The 18,891-nt window shown below is 67.4% G+C and carries 21 protein-coding genes; 12 read left to right on the top strand and 9 right to left on the bottom strand.

The window, feature by feature from the left end; all coding sequences use genetic code 11:
* Positions 1–58 precede the first annotated feature (58 nt).
* Both F7O44_RS20350 and F7O44_RS20345 read left to right on the top strand, forming a co-directional pair.
* The gene (locus tag F7O44_RS20350; protein WP_162452107.1) at positions 59–727 is read left to right on the top strand and encodes a GAP family protein; all 669 of its coding nucleotides are present in this window, start codon (positions 59–61) and stop codon (positions 725–727) included.
* A 24-nt stretch (positions 728–751) separates the two neighbouring features.
* The gene (locus F7O44_RS20345; protein WP_162452106.1) at positions 752–994 is read left to right on the top strand and encodes a hypothetical protein; all 243 of its coding nucleotides are present in this window, start codon (positions 752–754) and stop codon (positions 992–994) included.
* 135 nt (positions 995–1,129) lie between these two features.
* Here the strand turns inward: F7O44_RS20345 and F7O44_RS20340 are convergent, their stop codons facing one another.
* Together F7O44_RS20340 and F7O44_RS20335 are read right to left on the bottom strand one after the other, a co-directional pair.
* Positions 1,130–1,567 (bottom strand): nitroreductase family deazaflavin-dependent oxidoreductase, encoded by a 438-nt coding sequence (locus F7O44_RS20340; RefSeq protein ID WP_162452105.1) that lies wholly within the window; start codon positions 1,565–1,567, stop codon positions 1,130–1,132.
* Between the two features lie 7 nt (positions 1,568–1,574).
* On the bottom strand, positions 1,575–2,963 hold the full coding sequence (locus tag F7O44_RS20335; RefSeq protein ID WP_162452104.1) for an MATE family efflux transporter: 1,389 nt from the start codon (positions 2,961–2,963) through the stop codon (positions 1,575–1,577).
* A gap of 156 nt (positions 2,964–3,119) precedes the next feature.
* On the opposite strand from F7O44_RS20335, the gene F7O44_RS20330 reads away from it, so the two are divergent.
* Entirely contained in the window at positions 3,120–4,205 is a 1,086-nt protein-coding gene (locus tag F7O44_RS20330) for a C45 family autoproteolytic acyltransferase/hydrolase (RefSeq protein WP_222851536.1), read from the top strand.
* Between the two features lie 105 nt (positions 4,206–4,310).
* Here the strand turns inward: F7O44_RS20330 and F7O44_RS20325 are convergent, their stop codons facing one another.
* Positions 4,311–5,120 (bottom strand): alpha/beta fold hydrolase, encoded by an 810-nt coding sequence (locus tag F7O44_RS20325; protein WP_162452103.1) that lies wholly within the window; start codon positions 5,118–5,120, stop codon positions 4,311–4,313.
* 134 nt (positions 5,121–5,254) lie between these two features.
* Positions 5,255–5,977, bottom strand: coding sequence for an IclR family transcriptional regulator (locus F7O44_RS20320; RefSeq protein ID WP_162452102.1), 723 nt, complete (start codon positions 5,975–5,977; stop codon positions 5,255–5,257).
* Between the two features lie 99 nt (positions 5,978–6,076).
* Between F7O44_RS20320 and leuC the strand changes: the two genes are divergently transcribed.
* The 3 genes from leuC to F7O44_RS20305 all read left to right on the top strand — a co-directional run bounded on the left by leuC (position 6,077) and on the right by F7O44_RS20305 (position 9,114).
* Positions 6,077–7,474: a 3-isopropylmalate dehydratase large subunit gene (gene leuC / locus F7O44_RS20315; protein ID WP_162452101.1), complete on the top strand. Its 1,398-nt coding sequence runs from the start codon at positions 6,077–6,079 to the stop codon at positions 7,472–7,474.
* 92 nt (positions 7,475–7,566) lie between these two features.
* The gene (gene leuD, locus F7O44_RS20310) at positions 7,567–8,157 is read left to right on the top strand and encodes a 3-isopropylmalate dehydratase small subunit (RefSeq protein ID WP_162452100.1); all 591 of its coding nucleotides are present in this window, start codon (positions 7,567–7,569) and stop codon (positions 8,155–8,157) included.
* Positions 8,158–8,313: 156 nt separating this feature from the next.
* A complete protein-coding gene (locus F7O44_RS20305) occupies positions 8,314–9,114 on the top strand; it encodes an HU family DNA-binding protein (RefSeq protein WP_162452099.1) in 801 nt (266 codons plus the stop codon).
* 146 nt (positions 9,115–9,260) lie between these two features.
* Here the strand turns inward: F7O44_RS20305 and cofC are convergent, their stop codons facing one another.
* A complete protein-coding gene (cofC, locus tag F7O44_RS20300; RefSeq protein ID WP_162452234.1) occupies positions 9,261–9,890 on the bottom strand; it encodes a 2-phospho-L-lactate guanylyltransferase in 630 nt (209 codons plus the stop codon).
* A gap of 280 nt (positions 9,891–10,170) precedes the next feature.
* Between cofC and F7O44_RS20295 the strand changes: the two genes are divergently transcribed.
* The 3 genes from F7O44_RS20295 to F7O44_RS20285 all read left to right on the top strand — a co-directional run bounded on the left by F7O44_RS20295 (position 10,171) and on the right by F7O44_RS20285 (position 13,205).
* Complete coding sequence (locus F7O44_RS20295; RefSeq protein ID WP_222851534.1) at positions 10,171–10,983, top strand: lysophospholipid acyltransferase family protein; 813 nt, start codon at positions 10,171–10,173, stop codon at positions 10,981–10,983.
* Positions 10,980–12,005: an NAD(P)H-dependent glycerol-3-phosphate dehydrogenase gene (locus tag F7O44_RS20290; protein WP_162452097.1), complete on the top strand. Its 1,026-nt coding sequence runs from the start codon at positions 10,980–10,982 to the stop codon at positions 12,003–12,005. The genes F7O44_RS20295 and F7O44_RS20290 overlap by 4 nt, the downstream gene beginning before the upstream one ends.
* An 87-nt stretch (positions 12,006–12,092) precedes the next feature.
* Entirely contained in the window at positions 12,093–13,205 is a 1,113-nt protein-coding gene (locus tag F7O44_RS20285; protein ID WP_162452096.1) for a D-alanine--D-alanine ligase family protein, read from the top strand.
* A 16-nt stretch (positions 13,206–13,221) separates the two neighbouring features.
* Here F7O44_RS20285 and F7O44_RS20280 read toward each other — a convergent pair whose 3' ends face one another.
* Positions 13,222–13,677: a DUF3515 family protein gene (locus F7O44_RS20280; RefSeq protein ID WP_162452095.1), complete on the bottom strand. Its 456-nt coding sequence runs from the start codon at positions 13,675–13,677 to the stop codon at positions 13,222–13,224.
* A complete protein-coding gene (locus F7O44_RS20275; RefSeq protein ID WP_162452233.1) occupies positions 13,656–13,889 on the bottom strand; it encodes an Lrp/AsnC ligand binding domain-containing protein in 234 nt (77 codons plus the stop codon). The genes F7O44_RS20280 and F7O44_RS20275 overlap by 22 nt, the downstream gene beginning before the upstream one ends.
* A 79-nt stretch (positions 13,890–13,968) precedes the next feature.
* Here F7O44_RS20275 and F7O44_RS20270 point away from each other — a divergent pair, with 79 nt between their 5' ends.
* On the top strand, positions 13,969–14,913 hold the full coding sequence (locus F7O44_RS20270; protein ID WP_162452094.1) for a thiamine-phosphate kinase: 945 nt from the start codon (positions 13,969–13,971) through the stop codon (positions 14,911–14,913).
* Between the two features lie 57 nt (positions 14,914–14,970).
* On the opposite strand, the gene F7O44_RS20265 is transcribed toward F7O44_RS20270, so the two are convergent.
* A complete protein-coding gene (locus F7O44_RS20265) occupies positions 14,971–15,918 on the bottom strand; it encodes a ribose-phosphate diphosphokinase (RefSeq protein ID WP_162452232.1) in 948 nt (315 codons plus the stop codon).
* 196 nt (positions 15,919–16,114) lie between these two features.
* Between F7O44_RS20265 and F7O44_RS20260 the strand changes: the two genes are divergently transcribed.
* On the top strand, positions 16,115–16,510 hold the full coding sequence (locus F7O44_RS20260) for a GNAT family N-acetyltransferase (protein ID WP_162452231.1): 396 nt from the start codon (positions 16,115–16,117) through the stop codon (positions 16,508–16,510).
* Between the two features lie 232 nt (positions 16,511–16,742).
* Here F7O44_RS20260 and rpmB read toward each other — a convergent pair whose 3' ends face one another.
* A complete protein-coding gene (gene rpmB, locus F7O44_RS20255; protein WP_162452093.1) occupies positions 16,743–16,934 on the bottom strand; it encodes a 50S ribosomal protein L28 in 192 nt (63 codons plus the stop codon).
* A gap of 243 nt (positions 16,935–17,177) precedes the next feature.
* Here rpmB and F7O44_RS20250 point away from each other — a divergent pair, with 243 nt between their 5' ends.
* Entirely contained in the window at positions 17,178–18,833 is a 1,656-nt protein-coding gene (locus tag F7O44_RS20250; protein WP_222851531.1) for a DAK2 domain-containing protein, read from the top strand.
* Positions 18,834–18,891: the final 58 nt, after the last annotated feature.

The raw sequence follows: 18,891 nt of genomic DNA, 5'->3' as shown, positions 1-18,891 counted from the left end.
CTGGTGAGCGGGGGGAGTGAGGTCTTCGTGAGTACCTCCGGGCGGTTGGGGAGCGGTTGTGGGACCTGATGTAGTGCTCCCGGTATTCGGGCTCGCGATTCTCGACACGATGAGCCCCGCGGTGCTCGGGGTGAGCCTGTTTGTTCTGTTGAGCGGCCGCCGCCGGGTCGCGGGTCCGCTGCTCGTCTTCCTGGCCACCGTCGCTCTGTTCTACTTCGCCGTGGGTGTCGGGCTGATGTTCGGGCTGGACGCCGTGCTCGAGAACATCGGCGACGTCACGGAGAGCCGGGCGGCCATGTGGGTGCAGGCCGGCGTCGGCGCCGCGCTGCTCGGGTATGCCCTCTTGCCTCGCCGTTACCGCTCACGCCGGCGCCGCGTTCGGAGTGAGCCGAAGGAGATCCGGATTCCGGTGATGGTGGGTCTCGGGCTGGGAGCGGGGCTGCTGGAAGTGGGCATGGTTCTGCCCTACATGGCCGCGATAGGCATCATGACCGCCGCTGACCTGTCGATAGCTCAGTGGGTCCCGCTGGTTGCCGGATACAACGTGATCATGGTGACACCTCCGCTGATCATCTACTTCGCCCATCGCCTCGCGGGCGACAGGGTGGCGCCCCGGATGCGCCGCTGGCGGGAGCGGCTGCGCGATGAGTCCGGGGAGACGCTCGCGTGGATCGCGGGGATCTTGGGCGCGCTGCTCCTGCTCAACGCGCTAGGAGAACTGTTCTAGACCTTCTCGGGCGGCGGTGTGGCCGTGCCGGGTACCGATGCGAAGGGGAAGTACATGCGGGCAACACTGGAAATCATCGGCATCGTCTTGCTGGTGAACGGGATCGGCGGTCTGGTGAGGGATGACTTCGGGCTGCTCACCCACGTGGCGGACGGGGACGCGCTCACCGTGCTCCGGATCGCTGCCGTGGTGGTGGGGGCCGCGCTCGCCGGCGGCAGCTGGCTGAGCAGGAGCGCTGCGAAATCCCGCGACTCGCGCTCCACCTAAATGATCATGTTTGGTGGGTTTCCTCGTGCGTCACCATGCCTGTAGGCCTGTTGATGCACGGGGAAACCCACCAAACATGATCATTTAGGGCGGGTGTGTTGTGTCCGTGGGGGAGGCGCCTTGGCGGCCGGGGCGTCAGTCGATCGGGGTGAGCACGAAGACGGGGATGGTGCGCGTCGTCTTCTTCTCATACTCCGCGTAGTCGGGCCACACCTCGACGGCCCGTTTCCACCAGAGCTCACGCTCTTCCCCGAAGACCTCGCGCGCCCGATAGTCTCGTTTTTCGAGGCCGTCCTGCAGTTCGACCTGCGGGTTCGCGAGCAGGTTGTAGTACCACACGGGGTGTTTCGGTGCGCCACCCAGCGAGGCGACGACCGCGTACTCACCCTCGTGTTCCACCCGCATCAGCGCCGTCTTGCGGAGTTTGCCGGTCTTGGCGCCGACGGATGTCAGGACCACGACGGGGCGTCCCTTCAGCGATGTGCCCTGGCGTCCGCCGCTGCGTTCATACAATTCGGCTTGCTCGCGGGCCCAATCGGATGTGCTCGGTTCGTATTCTCCTTGTAAAGGCATATCGAGGTTAACCGGTGCCGGCACCCATGTTGTTCCCAGGCGGAGTGGTGTCGCCGCTGTGCGGCCCGGTCTCTTCGGCCGGGCTCGCCGTGCTGGCTGTCGTGCGGCGCAGATGCCGGACCGCGTAATTGGCGCCGATGGCCAGGAACGTTGCCCAGTAGACGTGGTGGGCGATGAAAACGCCGGTGATGGCCAGATCGTTCACCCGGCACAAGAGCCATCCGAGTGGTAGAAAGACCGCATACTCGCCGATCAAGCTGGCCTTGAGCGGCGTCTTGGTGTCGCCGTGGGCGCGGACGATCGCGTTGGTGGTGACCGTGCAGGCCATCCACAACACTTGTGCCCACGCGATCCATACGTACGGAGCGGCGTTCTCGGCCACCCGTGCATCGTCGATCGCGACTCGGAGCAGCGCCGGGCTGACCAGGGGCATGACGACGGCACACGTGACGGCGAAGGCGCCGGCGAGTGTGAGGGTGCGGCGGACCACCTGCCGAAGCCCGTCGACGTCGCCCGCTCCGATCCGCTGTGCCAGGAGAGTGGTACCGGCTGAGCCCGCGGAGAACACGACCACCCAGGCGAACGTGACCATCACGTCCAATGCCCGCACCGTGGCCAGTGCAAGTGGGCCCGAAGGCGCGATCAGCACGGTGACGACAAGTAGCGAACCCATGCTGAACGCACCCATCAGCCCTTCCGGCCAGCCGATGGTCCATGCCTCCCGGTGCGCGTAGGTGGGGCGGCTCAGGATCTCGCGCAGGTGGGGAACCGGCGTGTCTCCGCGGCCGGTGCGACGCAGCCACGCCAAGGCGATACCGGCGCCGGTGGCCACGCCGATGGTGGTGCCCGCCGCGATGCCGAGTGCACCGGCACCGAGCGCGAGAAGCAGAATCGAGGTGCCGATGTCGACGGCGGCAATGCTCGAGCTGATGAGCAGGACGATTCTGGAACGCCCGATGCCCACCGCGAAGCCGCGCACCATGGCGGTGAGGGCGAAAAGCGGCACTCCGGCCGCCAGGATCCGCACGTACCACCCGGCTAGCTCGGTGTCCACGTTGTCGGCCGTGATCAGTGAAACCAGCCATGGTCCGGCGGCTATCAGCATGAGGGAGATCGGCACCGCGAGACAGACGGCGAGGGTGCCGGTGCGCGCCGCGCTGCGGGCTGCTTCGACGGAGTCGCCGGCGCCTTGATGGCGTGCGGCCAGGATCTGAGCGGGGATGCTGAAAGCTGTCAGGAACACGGTGACAACGAGATACATGCCGATGGGCGCGGCCGCTGCCGCGATCGCATCGGCGTTGACCAGGCCTAGCAGCACGGTGTCGTTGCCGGCGACGAACACGGTGACGAAGCCGCTGAGCGCCAGTGGCCACGCGATGCGCAGAAGCTCCCGCACGGGACTACCTCGAAGTCTAATGAGAATGAAAATCACAAACTAATGGCTCGCGTGCGCAGGGGCAACCGTCGTGGTAGTTCGGCGGTGCGTGGATGTCAGGGAAGATGGGGGTAGTGCGGCTAGCGGACGACACATGCGGTGACGAAGGAGACAGTTGTGGCAAGTATCCCGGTGTTCACGTCCGTCCCGACCGGCCCGGCCGCGCGTGGCCGGGCGTTCGGCGCGGCGTGGCGGCCGCGGATCGAGGCGGCTTACACCGGATACGCGAAGTTGTTCCGTGTGCTCGGCGTTACCCCGGAGCAGGTTCAGGACGCGGGAAAGCGCGCCTTGGAGGAGCTTGGGGCGTGGGCACCTGGGCTGGCCGAGGAGGTGCGTGGCCTTGCGTCGGGCGCCGGCCTGGACACGTGGCAGATCGCGGCGCTCAACGCGCGCACCGAGATCCTGGCCGCGGCCCGGGCGGCTGGACCGACCGAGTGCTCCACGGTGGTCGTCCTGCCCGGTGACGGGGCCGCACCACGCACCATTCAAACGTGGGACTGGAACGAGACCTTGCGCGAGGTTCCCGTGGTCTGGGTCTACGAGCCGGAACCAGGGCACGTGGTCCGTGGATTCACCGAGTTCGGCGTGTTAGGCAAGATCGGGGTGAACAGCGCCGGTCTCGGGGTGCACTTCAACATCCTCTGGCACGCCTCGGATCACCCGGTTGTCGGTGTGCCGGTGCATGCCGTGGCCCGACGCATTCTGGACGAGGCCGGAGAGGTGGAGCATGCGCTGGATATTGCCAAGTCGGCCCGGCTCTCCGCGTCGTCGATCGTGACGGTGGTGACATATCGCGATGGGCGTGCTGATGTCGCCGGGCTGGAGCTCTCCCCGGCCGGCGTGGGCGTGACGCCGCCCGACTCCGGTGGCTTCTACGCCCACACCAACCACTTCCTCGATCCAGCCTTCAGCGACGGCGAACGCCTCGGGCCGGAGCGTCCGAACACGTACCACCGGTTGCGGCTCCTCCAGGACCGCGCCGGCCAGCTCGCGTCGCCGGATCTGATGGAGCGAGCCCAGGCAATGCTCGGTCACTCCGCCGCCGGCGAGGCGCCGGTGTGCGCACACGCCGGCGCCGACGAACCGTTGCCGAACAGATCGGTGACGCTCGCGACGGTCAGTCTCGACCTTGCCGAGAGCCGGATGACGCTGCATCGCGGCGGCCCATGCCAGATCGCTTCCGACACCTGGCAGCGAGTCTGAGTTGCCCGAACATGGGAACGTGTTCGGGCGGAACACGTTCCCATCTTCAGCTGGCGTGGTGGCCGGCGCGGCTGGGGGCGCGGAAAGAGATGTGACAGGCGACGCTCAACCTGTCAGGGCCTTGCGCAGTGCTTCGGCGAACTCCGCCGGCTGCTCGAGGAAGCCACCGTGGTCGCCGGGGAAATCCACCGGCTGAACACCGAGCAACTCAGCGAGCGCGACGGACGTCGGATACGTCGAGAGGTTTCCCGACGCGACGCCGATCCCGACGACGATCCGGGTCGTGCTGCTCTTCAGGGCGCTGATGTCGGGCACGTATCGGGTCGTGTCGCGCAGCTCGTGGGCGAAGAAGCGAGCGCTGTTGGCGAGGTCCTGCAACGACGGTTCCTCCGGCGCGGCTGCGGGAGCGCCCTCGTCGTCGTTCTCGAAGCCGGCGCCCTCCATGAACTTCATCCATGCGGCTTCGAGCCCGTCGCGGTGGAACGTCTCGATGATGTCGTCGACGTGGGCCCGGCGCTCGGCAGCGTCTGGGAGCAGTTCCAGGAGGGGAGGCTCGTGGGCGACGAGCGTCCGCACCCGGTCGGGATGCCGTGCGACGAGGGCGAGTCCGGTGACGGCGCCACCACTGGTGCCGAATACGTCGGCGGACTCCGCGTGGAGGGCGTCCAGCATGGCGGCGACGTCGTCGGCCCGTAGGTCGGGTGTGGAGTCCTGTTCAGGGTCGTCGAGTGTGCTGTTCGAGATGCCCCGTGGATCGTGGGTGACGACGGTGTGGTCGGTCGCGAGCGTATCGGCCAGCGACGCGAACGCCCCGGCGTCCATCGGGGATCCCATAACCAGCAGCAACGGGCCGGCACCGCGTACCTCGTAGTGCAGCCGCGCGCCGGGGACGTCGAGTTTGTGGTTGGTGGTCATAGTCGGTGGTCCTTCCGGTGAATCTCGTCCGCATGTGCGGGTGATGCCGGTAGGACTCCGGGTGCCCCTCCAGAATCATCGCAATCCGCGCGGAAAGTTCCCGAATCCGGAAGTGACGTAGGTATCCGGGCTGGTCAGCCTTCTTCGGCGTTCTTCAGGACGCCGCTGAGATGCTCGGCGGCAGCGAGTACGGCGGGGGCGTGCACGCGGCCCGGCTGGCGGGTCAGCCGTTCGATCGGTCCGGACACCGAGACCGCGGCGACAACTCGTCCGCTGGACGACCGGACCGGTGCGGATACCGATGCCACTCCCGGTTCGCGTTCGCCGACGCTTTGTGCCCAGCCTCGGCGGCGTACGGCCGCGAGCATGGTGGCGGTGAAACGAGCCCCTTGCAGGCCACGGTGCATCCGCTCCGGCTCTTCCCATGCGAGCAGGACCTGCGCGGCCGAGCCGGCCAGCATGGTGACGGTGGCTCCGACCGGAATGGTGTCGCGAAGGCCGGTGGGGCGTTCCGCTCCGGCTACACAAATGCGCTGGTCGCCTTGTCTGCGGAAGAGCTGCGTGCTCTCCCCGGTTGCTTCGCGCAGTCGCGCCAGCACCGGGCCGGCCGCGGCCAGCAGGCGGTCTTCGCCGGCTGCTGTGGCCAGCTCACCGAGACGAGGGCCGAGCACGAAGCGGCCGTGTAGGTCGCGAGAGACAAGGCGGTGATGCTCCAGCGCTACCGCCAGGCGATGTGCCGTGGGACGGGCGAGGCCGGTGGAAGCGACGAGGTTGGCAAGCGTCGCGGGACCGGCTTCGAGCGCCGATAACACAAGGGCGGCCTTGTCAAGGACGCCAACTCCGCTAGAGTTGTCCATGACTCGATATTGCCATCTCAGAATGCGAGATGCAAGTTCCGCCGCCGCTGGACATGTCGCAGTCACATATCACCAAATCATGGACACGAGGAGAGGGCAATGGGGAACACCCTGGCCGAAAAAGTTTGGGACGCGCACGTCGTGCGCCGTGCTGAGGGCGAGCCTGACCTTCTCTATATTGATCTTCACCTCGTGCACGAGGTCACCAGTCCGCAAGCCTTCGAAGGTCTGCGGCTCGCCGGCCGGCCGGTCAGACGGCCCGACCTCACGATCGCTACGGAGGACCACAACACCCCGACGATCGACATCGACAAGCCCATCGCGGACCTCACCAGCCGGACCCAGATCGAGACATTGCGCCGCAACTGTGAAGAGTTCGGGGTACGGCTGCACCCGCTGGGCGATACCGAGCAGGGAATCGTCCACGTCGTCGGCCCGCAGCTCGGCCTCACTCAGCCAGGCCTGACCGTCGTCTGCGGCGACTCTCATACCTCCACGCACGGCGCCTTCGGTGCGCTGGCCTTCGGCATCGGCACCTCGGAAGTTGAGCACGTGCTGGCCACCCAGACCCTGCCGCTGCGGCCGTTCAAGACCATGGCTATCAACGTCGAGGGTGAGCTGCGGACGGGCACTACCGCGAAGGACATCATCCTGGCGGTCATCGCCAAGATCGGGACCGGTGGGGGTCAGGGGTACGTGCTGGAATACCGGGGCGAGGCGATCCGGTCGCTGTCGATGGAGTCGCGGATGACCATCTGCAACATGTCCATCGAGGCGGGCGCCCGGGCCGGCATGATCGCTCCGGACGAGACGACGTTCGAGTACATCAAGGGCCGACCCAACGCGCCCGCCGGCAAGGAATGGGACGCCGCGCTCGAATACTGGAAGAGCCTGCGGACCGACGACGACGCCGTGTTCGACGCCGAGGTCACCATCGACGCGAGCGAGCTGGAGCCGTTCGTGACGTGGGGCACGAACCCTGGGCAGGGGCTGCCGTTGTCCGGATCGGTTCCGAACCCGGACGACTTCGCCGACGAATCGGCTCGCGCCGCGGCGCAGCGGGCACTCGAGTACATGGACCTGCGGCCGGGCACGCCGTTGCGCGACATCGCGGTCGACACCGTCTTCATCGGTTCGTGCACCAACGGTCGCATCGAGGACCTGCGGGCGGCGGCCGCCGTCGTGAAGGGTCGCCGGAAGGCCGACGGCGTGCGGGTGCTCGTCGTGCCCGGTTCGCACCGGGTGCGGATGCAGGCCGAAACCGAGGGCCTGGACAAAGTGTTCTCGGAGTTCGGTGCCGAGTGGCGCCACGCCGGTTGCTCGATGTGCCTGGGGATGAACCCGGATCAGCTAGCACCCGGTGAACGCAGCGCGTCCACGTCGAACCGGAACTTCGAGGGCCGCCAAGGCAAGGGCGGACGTACTCACCTCGTCAGCCCGCTGGTGGCAGCGGCGACCAGCGTGCGCGGCACGTTGTCGTCCCCTGCCGATCTCTGACCCCGCCTTGATCCCATGATCATGAACACTTCTCGACCGATGTGGTCGCCTAGTGTTCATGATCATGGGGAGATCTGACGAATAGAGGATTCATGGAGAAGTTCATCCGGCACACCGGCGTCGGAATACCGCTGCGTTACAGCAACGTCGACACCGACCAGATCATCCCGGCTGTGTACCTCAAGCGGGTCACCCGGACCGGGTTCGAGGACGCGCTTTTCGCCGCCTGGCGTGGCGACGAGTCCTTCGTTCTCAATCAGCCCGCCTACCGCTCCGGCTCCGTCCTGGTGGCCGGCGCCGACTTCGGTACCGGCTCCTCACGTGAGCACGCCGTGTGGGCGCTGAAGGACTACGGCATCAAAGCCGTCCTGTCGTCGAGGTTCGCCGACATCTTCCGCGGCAACTCCGGCAAACAGGGCCTGGTGACCGGTGAGCTGTCGCAGGACGACATCGAGCAGATCTGGAAGGTCCTGGAGAACAACCCGGGCGCTGAGGTGACCGTCGACCTCGAGCAGCGGCAGGTGACCTGTGACGGGATCGTCGCGCCCATGGAGGTCGACGACTACACGCGCTGGCGCCTGATGGAAGGCCTCGACGACATCGCGCTGACACTGCGGCACACCGACGCCATCGACGACTTCGAAGCCAGCCGGCCGTCGCACAAGCCCCGCACCCTCGCCTGACTCGGCGGTTCCTGCTGCATCTGGAGCCTGACGGCACAGATGACAAGACATGTACGTAGATGTTGATGTTTATTCGTCGCGAAATGCGTATGGTCTTGGGTGAGGGGCGAGCGTGAACTAAAACCGCGCGCGTGTTGTCACGAGTGAGGAGCCACGGTGGGGAAGAAGAAGCTGATCGATCGAATTGCCGAGAGTTTCGAGGGCAATCGCGAAGCCGCCCAGCATGCCCTCGACTCCGTGGTCGACGGGATCACGCGGTCGCTGGAAGCCGGTGAGAAGGTCGCCATCAAAGGTTTCGGCGTGTTCAGGCAGTCCAAAGAGCAGACCGAAGAAAAGGGCGAGAAGGCCAAGAGGTCTGTTCTGCAATTCGACCCGAACAAGGAGCTCAGGGACGTCGTCGCCGGCGTGAAGAAGGCGCGAAACCGGGCACTTGAGTCGCTGGCTCAGGTGCCAGCACAGGCGGCCCACGCAGCGGAGGTAGCCTCGCGCGCGGCGTCGTCGGCGGCCAGAGCGGCCGCAGGCGTGGTTCGGGGCGAGGACGAGGTAGCGCCTACCGAGTCGGCGTCGGACGCACCACCTCCTGCGAAGAAGAGCACGGCGAAGAAGAGCACGGCGAAGAAGTCGCCCGCGAAGAAGTCGCCGGCCAAGAAGGCTGCCGCCGAGAAGCCGCCGGCGAAGAAGAGTACGGCCAAGAAGTCACCCGCGAAGAAGAGTGCGGCTAAGAAGACCCCGGCTGCCGATTCGGCGTCCGAGGCCGCGGCTCCGGCAAAGAAGAGCGCTGCGAAGACGTCGCCGGCCAAGAAGACCACGGCGAAGAAGAGCGCCGCGAAGAAAGCACCGGCCAAGAAGTCGCCCGCCAAGAAGAGCGCTGCCAAGAAGACCACCCCGGCGGAGACGCCGCCTGCTTCGCCAGCGCAGGGCCAAGCCTCCGCAAGTCCTGGTGACGAGCGGACGTGATCCGCAGGACGTAGTGCTGTGTCCTGCGGGGTGTGGTGCCTGACGCTCGCGCCGCAGGACGTAGTGCTGTGTCCTGCGGGGTGTGGTGCCTGACGCTCGCGCCGCAGGACGTAACGCAGCGTCCTGCAGGATGGGCTGCGGCCGCGTCAGATGACGGAGTCCAGCTGCAGTATTACCGACTCGGTGCGCGGTCCCAGCCCGATACGCATGGCGTCACATAGGTCCACGGCGGTGTCGATGTCGCGCCGCACAGACGGCACGTCGCCGACGTCGAGTTCTACCGCGCCTGAAGCGCGGTGCGCGGCGCGTGACCGGCCGCCGAACCTGGGCTCGAACGGGACGTCACCGGCGCAGGCGTACAGTGTCGTGCCGATCCCGCCCGCATCGGCGAGGAACGACGACCGGTGTTTCGCCGCTTCGGTCAACACACGTTCAAGCTCGCCCGGCCGCAGAGCCGGCAGGTCCGCGGACAACGAGGCGACAGCGGCTCGTGGCCGGCGGGCGCGGACGGTCTCGGCGCCATGCCGCAACGCTGGGTTGAGTCCGGAGCCGGGTGCGTCGGTGACGACGTCGGCGCCGAGTAGCTCCACCTCGGCACGGATTTCGTCGTCATCGGTGACCACGACCACCTCAGCGACCGAGCGACAGATCAGAGCAGCGGCAACGGTGTCGGTGGCGAATGCGCGAGCCACGTATGGGCGCAGTTCTCCCACGGCGTCGGTGAGGCGGGTCTTCGCGAACTCTGGCCGTTTGACGGGGATGACGATGGACCACATGACGGGTGTGACCGCGGGGTCCTGTGCGGTGTCTTCGCCGGCTCGAGGCAGGCCGCCGTTCGATGGTTCGTGCACCGATATCCTTCCCAACCACCTGGATGACGACGAGCGGGCCGGATGAGCCAGGCGACGTTTCCACAACACGCCAGACTATGCTCCCATTCCGGACTCGACGCGCACATCATTGGGCACCAGACTGTCCCCCGCGGGTTCACACTCGACGAGTGACGGCAGATTCGAGAAGGAGGAGCTTGTGGGCGGACCAAAGCAACGATTGGGGGTGGCCTATCGTGTCGTGGCGGGCATCGTCAAGCCGACGCTACTTGCCATCACGCGTCAGCGCTGGTCCGGCGGCGAACATATCCCACCGGTGGGAACAGGTGTGGTGATCGCGGCCAATCACATCTCACACGCGGACCCTCTCACGTTTGCCCACTTCCTCTGGGACAACGGGCGTGCCACCCGGTTCCTCGCCAAGGAGAGCCTGTTCCGTATCCCGGTGGCCGGGAAGATCATCGCCCGGTGCGGCCAGATTCCGGTCTACCGGCGCACTGGAGACGCCGCGGTCGCGTACCGCGATGCCGTCCAGGCGGTCAAAACGGGGGAGTGCATCGTCATCTATCCGGAGGGCACCATCACGCGTGATCCGCAGATGTGGCCCATGGGCGGTAAGACCGGCGCTGCGCGGGTAGCTCTGGAGACCGGCTGTGATGTGATCCCGGTTGCCCAATGGGGTGCGCACGAGATGCTGCCGCCGTACAAGAAACGTGTGCGGCTCTTTCCGCGCAAGGTGATCAACATTCGCGCCGGCGCGCCGGTGGACCTGGCCGACTTGCGCGGCGTGCCGGTCACCACGGCGGTGATGCGTGAAGCCACGGACCGGATCATGGCTGCCGTCGTCGCCGAGCTGGAGATCGTTCGTGGCGAGACCGCCCCGGAGAAGCGCTTTGAGATGCAGCCCGAACGCGCGGAGACGGTCAATGGCGGCTCCGGCGCGGCTGAGGTGAGCAAGAGCGATGAGGCGCCGGAATCCGCGGCCACCACGCCTGACGAAGCGAGTGACGAGGCGCCGGGCGAGAAGGAGGATCGATGACCTCGGCCAGCGGTCATCCCAGAGCGGCGGTCTTCGGCGCGGGATCGTGGGGTACGGCGTTTGCGATGGTGCTGGCCGATGCGGGCGCCGACGTGGTGTTGTGGGCCCGGCGCCCAGAGTTGTGTGAGGCGATCACCCGGGACCACGTGAACGCCGACTATCTCGACGGGATCGAGCTGCCGCCCACGCTACGGGCGACCACCGACCCGGGCGAGGCGGCGGCCGGGGCGGACCTCGTGGTGCTGGCCGTGCCGTCTCAGAGCCTACGGGCCAACCTGACGCAGTGGACGTCGACGCTGCCGGCGGATGCGATTCTGGTCAGCTTGATGAAAGGCATCGAGATCGGCACCGCCGACCGGATGAGCGAGGTGATCGCCGAGGTCACCGGCGCGGGCGTGGACCGGATCGCCGTTGTCTCCGGGCCGAATCTTGCCCGCGAGATCGCGCAGCGGCAACCGGCCGCCAGCGTTGTCGCAGCGAACACCGATGAGCTGGCCCGCCGGGTCCAGAGTATGTGCCACACCACGCATTTCCGGCCCTACACGAACACCGACGTCGTAGGGACGGAGCTGGGCGGCGCGGTGAAGAACGTGATCGCGCTGGCCGTCGGGATCGCCGTCGGACTGGGATTCGGTGACAACGCCCGGGCCAGCGTCATCACCCGGGGGCTGGCCGAGACCGCCCGGCTGGGGCAAGCTCTGGGCGCCGACCCGTACACGTTCTCCGGCCTGGCCGGTCTGGGTGACCTGGTGGCGACGTGCACCTCACCACTGTCGCGTAACCGCACCTTCGGCGAGCGGCTGGGGGAGGGAATGAGCGTGGACGAAGCGGCCGCACAGTCGCGCCAGGTGGCCGAAGGGGTCAAGTCGTGTGAATCGATCCTGGATCTCGCCGGCCGGTCAGGGGTCGACATGCCGATCGTCGAGCACGTCACCAGAATGGTCCAAGGCGAGATCACGCCGCAGGACATGTTGCGCTCGCTGCTGTCCCGTTCGGCCAAGCCTGAACGTCATGGACACTGACGGCGCTATCCACGCGGGCGCAGCCGTGACACCGGCACAATGGCCGTGAAAACGTCACACCGAGTACTGAGATAGGGTCGTGCGACGATGAACCCCACACCGCTACCCCGCATCCGGGTCGCTGTTGTCTTCGGAGGCCGCAGCTCGGAGCACACGATCTCCTGCGTCACCGCGGGCGGCGTGCTCTCCGTGATGGATCCGGAGCGCTACGACGTCGTGCCCGTCGGCATTACGCTCGAAGGCCGTTGGGTGCTGTCCAGCGGTAAACCTGACCAGCTGGCCATCACCGACGGCCGGCTGCCGGAGGTCAGCGACGAAGGCGGCACCGTGCTGCTGCCGGCGGGCTCCGGCCTGATCGAGCAGTCGCCCGGAGAGGTGCCTCGTGAGCTGGGCGCCGTCGACCTCGTCTTTCCGCTCCTGCATGGGCCTTACGGCGAGGACGGCACCATCCAGGGCATGCTCGAGATGGCGGGCGTGCGCTATGTCGGATCCGGAGTTCTTGCCTCGGCCGCCGGCATGGACAAACACGTCATGAAGATCCTGCTGCGCGGCGCCGGGCTGCCGGTAGCCAGGCATGTGCTGGTCGAGCCGGGGGACTGGGAGCCGCAACGGGAGCGAGTGAGTGCCGAGGTCAACGAGCTCGGCTGGCCGGTCTTCGTCAAACCCGCCCGCGCTGGCTCCAGCATGGGTGTGGCCAAAGTGGCCGAGCCGGGTGATCTGGACGCCGCCGTGCTGGCAGCCCGTGAGCACGACCCGAAGGTGATCATCGAGGAGGCGATCGTCGGCCGCGAGATCGAATGCGGCGTACTCGAGGGCGTCTCCGGCGCCGAGCCCGACGCGAGTGTGCTGGGCGAGATCAGGTTCGACGACTCGCATGAGTTCTACGACTTCCAGGCGAAGTACCTGCCCGAGGACGACGTCCAGCTCGACATCCCCGCAGACGTCCCGGCCGGGGTCTCCGAGCGGATGCGCCGGATGGCTGTGGCGGCGTTCAAGGCGTTGTCGTGTGAGAGCCTGGCCCGGGTCGACTTCTTCTTGCGCCCGGATGGGAGCGTCGTCGTCAATGAGGTCAACACGATGCCCGGCTTCACGCCTACATCGATGTTCCCGATGCTGTGGGAGAAGTCGGGACTGGACTACGGCGCGTTGGTGGACCGGATGATCACCACCGCGCTCAAACGGCCGCTGGGCCTACGCTGAGCCGGCCCGCTCCCGTTCAGCGCAGGCCGCGCTCGGGGATGTGGGACGCGACGGTGGGGGAGATGTCGTCCAGGACGAACCCTGCCGGCGCGTAGTCGTCCGGCACGGCTACTTCAACCAAGACTTCCCGGTCGGTGGCGGTGAAAAAGACCCCGCCGTCGCCTTCTTCGGCGAACCAGCCGACCCCTCCGACGTCTATGAGCTGTGTGTCCGGCCGGTAAGCAGAAGGCATGGAGACGCCGCAACGCAGCACTATCGGCGGCTGACCCCACGCGGTGGCCAGAGCTGCCTCGGGGGCGACGTCACGGCGAACAGCGTCACTGACAACCTCAGGTAGGTCCTTCAGCAACGCCGTGCAGGTCTCTTCGCTGCCAGCTTCTGCGGTGTGCGGCTCGATGGAGACCGCGCCGAATCCGCACCCCGACACGGTGAGAGCGAGCAGGGCGAGAATCAGAGATGTACGACGGGGCACGTCAGGGTTCGGGTGATGCCGTCGATGGCCTGAACGCGGGCGACAACCAGCTTTCCGAGGTCGTCGACGTTGTCGGCTTCGGCGCGCACGATGACGTCGTAGGGCCCGGTGACGTCTTCGGCGAGGGTGACGCCGTCGATCTCGGCGATCTGCCGGGCGACGTCGGCCGCCTTGCCGACCTCGGTCTGTATCAGGATGTATGCCTGTACCACCACGGGTTGGCCTCCAGCTCTAGGGAAAGATGGTCCGAGCGCCAACCTACCGCCTGTCCGCGACCAATGAGGAGTCAGTGTGCCCGACAGCGTTTCCGATGTGGGCGAATTCGGTCTGATCGACGCGGTGACAGCCCGGTTTCCGCAGGGAGACGGGGTTGTCGTCGGTCCGGGTGACGACGCGGCGATCATCGCAGTGGGCAGCGGACGCGTCGTCGTGACAACTGACATGTTGGTCGAGGGCCGACATTTCCGGCGCGACTGGTCGTCCGCGCGAGACATCGGCCGCAAGGCGGCCGCCCAGAATCTGTCCGACATCGCGGCCATGGGGGCGCGCGCTACGGCCATCACGGTCGGCCTAGGCGCTCCGGGCGACCTCGACGTGGCGTGGACCTTGGAGTTGGCGGATGGAATGCGGGACGAATGTGCCCGGGTAGGAGCCTCGGTGATCGGTGGCGACATGGTGAGCTCGGAGACGGTGGTGCTCGCGATCACCGCCCTCGGCGAGCTCGACGGCCTGGAGCCGGTGTTGCGTTCTGGCGCTCGTGCCGGCGATGTACTCGCGGTGTGCGGGCGGCTGGGCTGGGCCGAGGCCGGCTTGCGGGTACTCAGCCGGGGATTCCGGTCACCACGCGCGCTGGTCGACGCTCATCGCTGTCCAGAGGTGCCGTACGACGCGGGGCCCGAAGCCGCGACGCTCGGTGCTACCGCCATGTGTGACGTCAGCGATGGCTTGCTGGCCGACGCGGGGCACCTCGCCGAATCGAGCCATGTGCGCATCGACATCGAGCGCGAGCGGCTGGAGATCACCGAGGCGATGCGCGAGGTCGGCAGCGCACTGGGGGCAGACCCGATGACGTGGGTGCTCACCGGCGGCGACGACAACGCGATGCTGGCCACGTTCCCGGCCCAGGTGCCGCTTCCGGAACGGTGGCGGGTGATCGGCCGGGTGTATGACGGTGAAGGTGTGCGGGTCGATGGAGCGCCGTATGAGGGCGATGCCGGCCATGTCCATTTCTCCTGACCCGCCCGGTCGTGAGGTGGTGGAAGGGTGAGAAGGGTGGACAGGGGTGGGGCGAGCCTAGATGTCGTGGAAGAGGACACTCACCGATTCACCCTTGTGGATACGTCTGATCGCCTCGGCCAGCTGTGGCGCCACCGATAGCACCTTCAGCTTCGGGTGCCGCTCGGCCTCGGGTATCGGAACGGTATTGGTGCAGACGATCTCCCGGACGTCGTCGAACTCGCCGATTCGTTCGAGCGCCTTGCCGGTGAACAGCCCGTGAGTGCATGCGATCCGGATGGACTGCACACCGTGCTCGCGCAGCCGCTGGATCAGCTCGATGACCGTGCTGCCTTTGGCTATCTCGTCGTCCAGGACGATGATGTCGCGGCCGGCGACGTCACCGATGATCGCGCTGATGCTGACGTGGTCGTCGGCGAAACGCTGCTTGGCGCCGGCCGCCACCGGTACGCCGAGGATCTGGGCGAAAGCCGAGGCGGGTTTGGCGTTGCCGAGATCCGGTGAGACGACCACGGAGTTGGAGAGGTCGTTGTTGGCACGGAAGTGCCCGGCCAGCTCGCGCAGCGCGTGCAACTGGTCCACGGGCGTGCTGAAGAAGCCGTGGACCTGGGGCGAGTGCAGCGTCATGGCCAGCACCCGGCTGGCCCCGGCGGTGGCCATCAGATCGGCCATCAGGCGGCCACCGATCGAGATGCGCGGCGCGTCCTTCTTGTCCGAACGTGCGTAGGCGTAGTGCGGCATCACGACGGTGATCCGGGCCGCCGACGCGCCACGGGCGGCGTCGAGCATGAGGAACAGCTCCACCAGGTTTTCTTGCACGGGCGGAACGATGGGCTGGATCAGGAAGACGTCGTGCTCACGGCAGTTGGCCTGAAGCTGTACCTGCAGGCAGTCGTTGGCGAAGCGCTGGATGCTGACCGGATGCAACGGCGCGTCGAGATGGGTGCAGATCTCCTCGGCGAGCTCCGGATGGGCACTTCCGCTGAAGACGGCGATGTTGCGCATGAGCGCTCTGGTCTCCTGGGCTTCGGGCGAGCTTGAGGGCACCCGAGCATTGTCACACGACGCCGGATCGCGGCCGTCCGGCCGGGCCATGACCAGGTGGGCGGGATAGGGTCGTCTGGTGACGAATGTGGATACCGGCGTCGGTGCCTTGAGGGTCCGGGCGGCTCGTGGAGACGACGTCGCGAAGATAGTGGCGATGCTCGCCGACGATCCCCTCGGCGCGGCCCGGGAGGCTCCGGAAGAGCTCGAGCGGTATGTGGCGGCGTTCGAGACGATCGACGCCGATCCGCATCAGTTCCTGGCGGTTGCCGAACGAGACGGCGAGGTCGTCGGTACCTTCCAGCTGACCTTCATTTCCGGGTTGTCACGCCAAGGGGCCACCCGGGCACAGCTGGAAGCGGTGCGGGTGCATTCGTCCGCCCGTGGTTCGGGTCTCGGCCGCCAGCTGATCAGCTGGGCGATCGACGAAGCTCGCCGGCGTGGTGCCGCGCTGGTCCAGTTGACTTCGGACGCCAGCCGGTCCGACGCGCACCGCTTCTACGAGAGGCTGGGGTTCGAGGCGTCGCACACCGGTTTCAAACTCGCCCTCTAAGCGTTCCAGCAGATGGAGTCTCTCCATGGTGTGGCGGGCATGTTGAGCGGCGAGCCGTCGGACGAGGCACGAGGGAGCCGGCGAGCGCGACCATCGGCTGGCGAGCGAGGCACGAGCGAGTCCGCGGGCGAGGAGAGACTCCATCTGCTGGAACGCTTAGAGGGCTCTCTCGAGACGCCTGCAACGCCGAAATGGCCGGGCAGCATGAGCTACCCGGCCACAGCGTGAAGAATCAGGCCGAGCGGACGACCTTGCCGGCCTTGATGCACGAGGTGCAGGCGTTGATCCGCTTCGGAGTGCCGCCTACGACGGTCCGCACGGATTGGATATTGGGGTTCCAACGACGCGGGGTCCGGCGGTGCGAGTGCGAGATCTTGTTGCCGAAGCCCGGGCCTTTGCCGCAGACGTCGCAGTTGGCAGCCACGGGTAACTCCTCCGGAGAATGAATTGTCTGGTCCAATGATGTGCCTGCGTTCCGGCGTAACCGCCGCGACCGAGGCAACCGCTCTAGAGTACCGGTTGAGCGCCCAAGACCCAAACCGGCCCGGAGGCGGCGCACAACACCTTAGAGGCGGCCTCTAAGCCAAGCCGGTGCCGGCCGTGGGTGCGTCCGGTCAGCGATACGCTCCACCGACAAGGGTTCGTGATGGCGGATGGGAGGTGTGAGGTGCAGCAGATCCCGGACGCTGACATCGTCCGCCGCTGGTGCCGTGCGGGTTTGGACGGCCTTGCCGAGGCCCGTGAAGAGATCGACGCGTTGAACGTCTATCCGGTGCCGGACAGCGATACCGGCACCAATCTGTATCTGACGATGGAAGCCGCCGCCGCGGCGGTGGAGCGTTGCCCATCCGAGGCGGCGGTTCACGAGGTCGCCGACGCGATGGCCCGGGGCGCTCTGCTGGGCGCCAGAGGGAACTCGGGGATCATCTTGGCGCAGATGCTGCGTGGTGTGGCCGACGTGCTCGGCCGTGAAGGCGCGACGCTCGCCGACGGGTCGGGGCTGGCTGCGGCGCTCGACCATGCTGCGTCGGCCGCCTACGCCGCCGTCTACAAGCCGGTCGAGGGCACCATCCTGACGGTGGCCCGGGCCGCCGGAGCAGCCGCCCAGGCCCGGCTGGCCGAACAGCCGTACGGGCTCGCTGAGGTGGCTCTGGCGGCGGCCCGGGCGGCTCGCCGTGCGCTGGCCGCCACACCGCGGCAACTCGACGTGTTGCGCGACGCCGGTGTGGTCGACGCCGGGGGCCGTGGTTTGACCGTGCTACTTGACGCCTTCGACACCGTGCTGACGGGACGCCGGCCGCTTCCGGCGCCCCGGCGCGTCGGCGACCATCACGTCCCGATTCCGGCCGGGCCGGCGTCTCGACCTTGCCCGGACTCTGCCGCCGCTGCCACACCGGCCGGCGCCGCGGCCCCGGCGTACGAGGTGATGTTCCTGCTGCGGGCGCCCAGCGAGGCCATTCCGGGGCTGCGGCAGACGTTGTCCGAACTCGGCGACTCCCTCGTGGTGGTCGGAGGCGGGGACGAGTGGAACGTCCATGTGCATGCCGACGACGCCGGAGCGGTGATCGAGGCGGGCCTCCAGGCCGGACGTCCGCATCGCATCAGCGTCACTCATCTCGCGGCGCAGGGCCGGACCGTCGCGGCCACCCCCGCGCCCGGCGACGGCAGGGTCGTCGTCGCGTTCGCGGCGGGACCGGGGCTGGCCGAGCTGTTCGCTTCGGCCGGCGCGGTTGTCGCCTCGACACCGGCCGGGCATCGTCCGTCGACCACGGAGATGCTGGCAGCGGTTGGTGACGACTCCGCCGGCGAGGTGATCATCCTGCCGAACGAGCGCGATGCGGTACCAGTGGCCGAAGCTGCGGCCGCCGAACTGCGCGCGCAGCACCGGCGGGTGGCGGTCATACCAACGATCGCCCAGGTCCAAGGGCTTGCCGCGGTGGCCGTACACGAGCCCGGGCGTTCGTTCGACGCCGATGTCGTCGCGATGACCACAGCCGCGGGTCACGCCCGTCACGGCGCCGTGACGGTTGCCTCGCGCGAGGCCGTGACAATGGCGGGGATCTGCCGGCCCGGCGACGTACTCGGCGTCGTCGAAGGCGATTTCGCGGTGATCGGGTCCGACTTGCTGGAGGTGGCCCAAGAGGTGGTCAGGCGCATGCTGTCGGCTGGAGGGGAGCTGGTGACGGTCGTGACTGGGGCTGGTGCCGATGTGTCACTGGCGGCCGGCGTCGAGGTGTCGGTCCGGCACAGTCATCCGGAAGTCGATACGGTCGTCTACGAAGGTGGCCAACCGCGTTATCCACTGCTGCTGGGGGTGGAATAGGTGTGGCTGACATCGGGTCTCCGGGCGGGCACGCGCGCCGCGGCCGGTGACCTCTGGG

Source organism: Phytoactinopolyspora mesophila (genome assembly GCF_010122465.1).
GTDB lineage: Bacteria > Actinomycetota > Actinomycetes > Jiangellales > Jiangellaceae > Phytoactinopolyspora > Phytoactinopolyspora mesophila.
This window is presented reverse-complemented; position numbering and strand designations above follow the sequence as displayed.

Excerpts from the sequence above, each read along its gene's own strand:
- F7O44_RS20340 (WP_162452105.1), bottom strand. The coding sequence starts at position 1,567 with ATGCCTTTACAAGGAGAATACGAACCGAGCACATCCGATTGGGCCCGC.
- F7O44_RS20325 (WP_162452103.1), bottom strand. The coding sequence starts at position 5,120 with ATGACCACCAACCACAAACTCGACGTCCCCGGCGCGCGGCTGCACTAC.
- F7O44_RS20320 (WP_162452102.1), bottom strand. The coding sequence starts at position 5,977 with ATGGACAACTCTAGCGGAGTTGGCGTCCTTGACAAGGCCGCCCTTGTG.
- leuC (WP_162452101.1), top strand. The coding sequence starts at position 6,077 with ATGGGGAACACCCTGGCCGAAAAAGTTTGGGACGCGCACGTCGTGCGC.
- leuD (WP_162452100.1), top strand. The coding sequence starts at position 7,567 with ATGGAGAAGTTCATCCGGCACACCGGCGTCGGAATACCGCTGCGTTAC.
- cofC (WP_162452234.1), bottom strand. The coding sequence starts at position 9,890 with ATGTGGTCCATCGTCATCCCCGTCAAACGGCCAGAGTTCGCGAAGACC.
- F7O44_RS20290 (WP_162452097.1), top strand. The coding sequence starts at position 10,980 with ATGACCTCGGCCAGCGGTCATCCCAGAGCGGCGGTCTTCGGCGCGGGA.
- F7O44_RS20285 (WP_162452096.1), top strand. The coding sequence starts at position 12,093 with ATGAACCCCACACCGCTACCCCGCATCCGGGTCGCTGTTGTCTTCGGA.
- F7O44_RS20265 (WP_162452232.1), bottom strand. The coding sequence starts at position 15,918 with ATGCGCAACATCGCCGTCTTCAGCGGAAGTGCCCATCCGGAGCTCGCC.
- F7O44_RS20260 (WP_162452231.1), top strand. The coding sequence starts at position 16,115 with ATGCTCGCCGACGATCCCCTCGGCGCGGCCCGGGAGGCTCCGGAAGAG.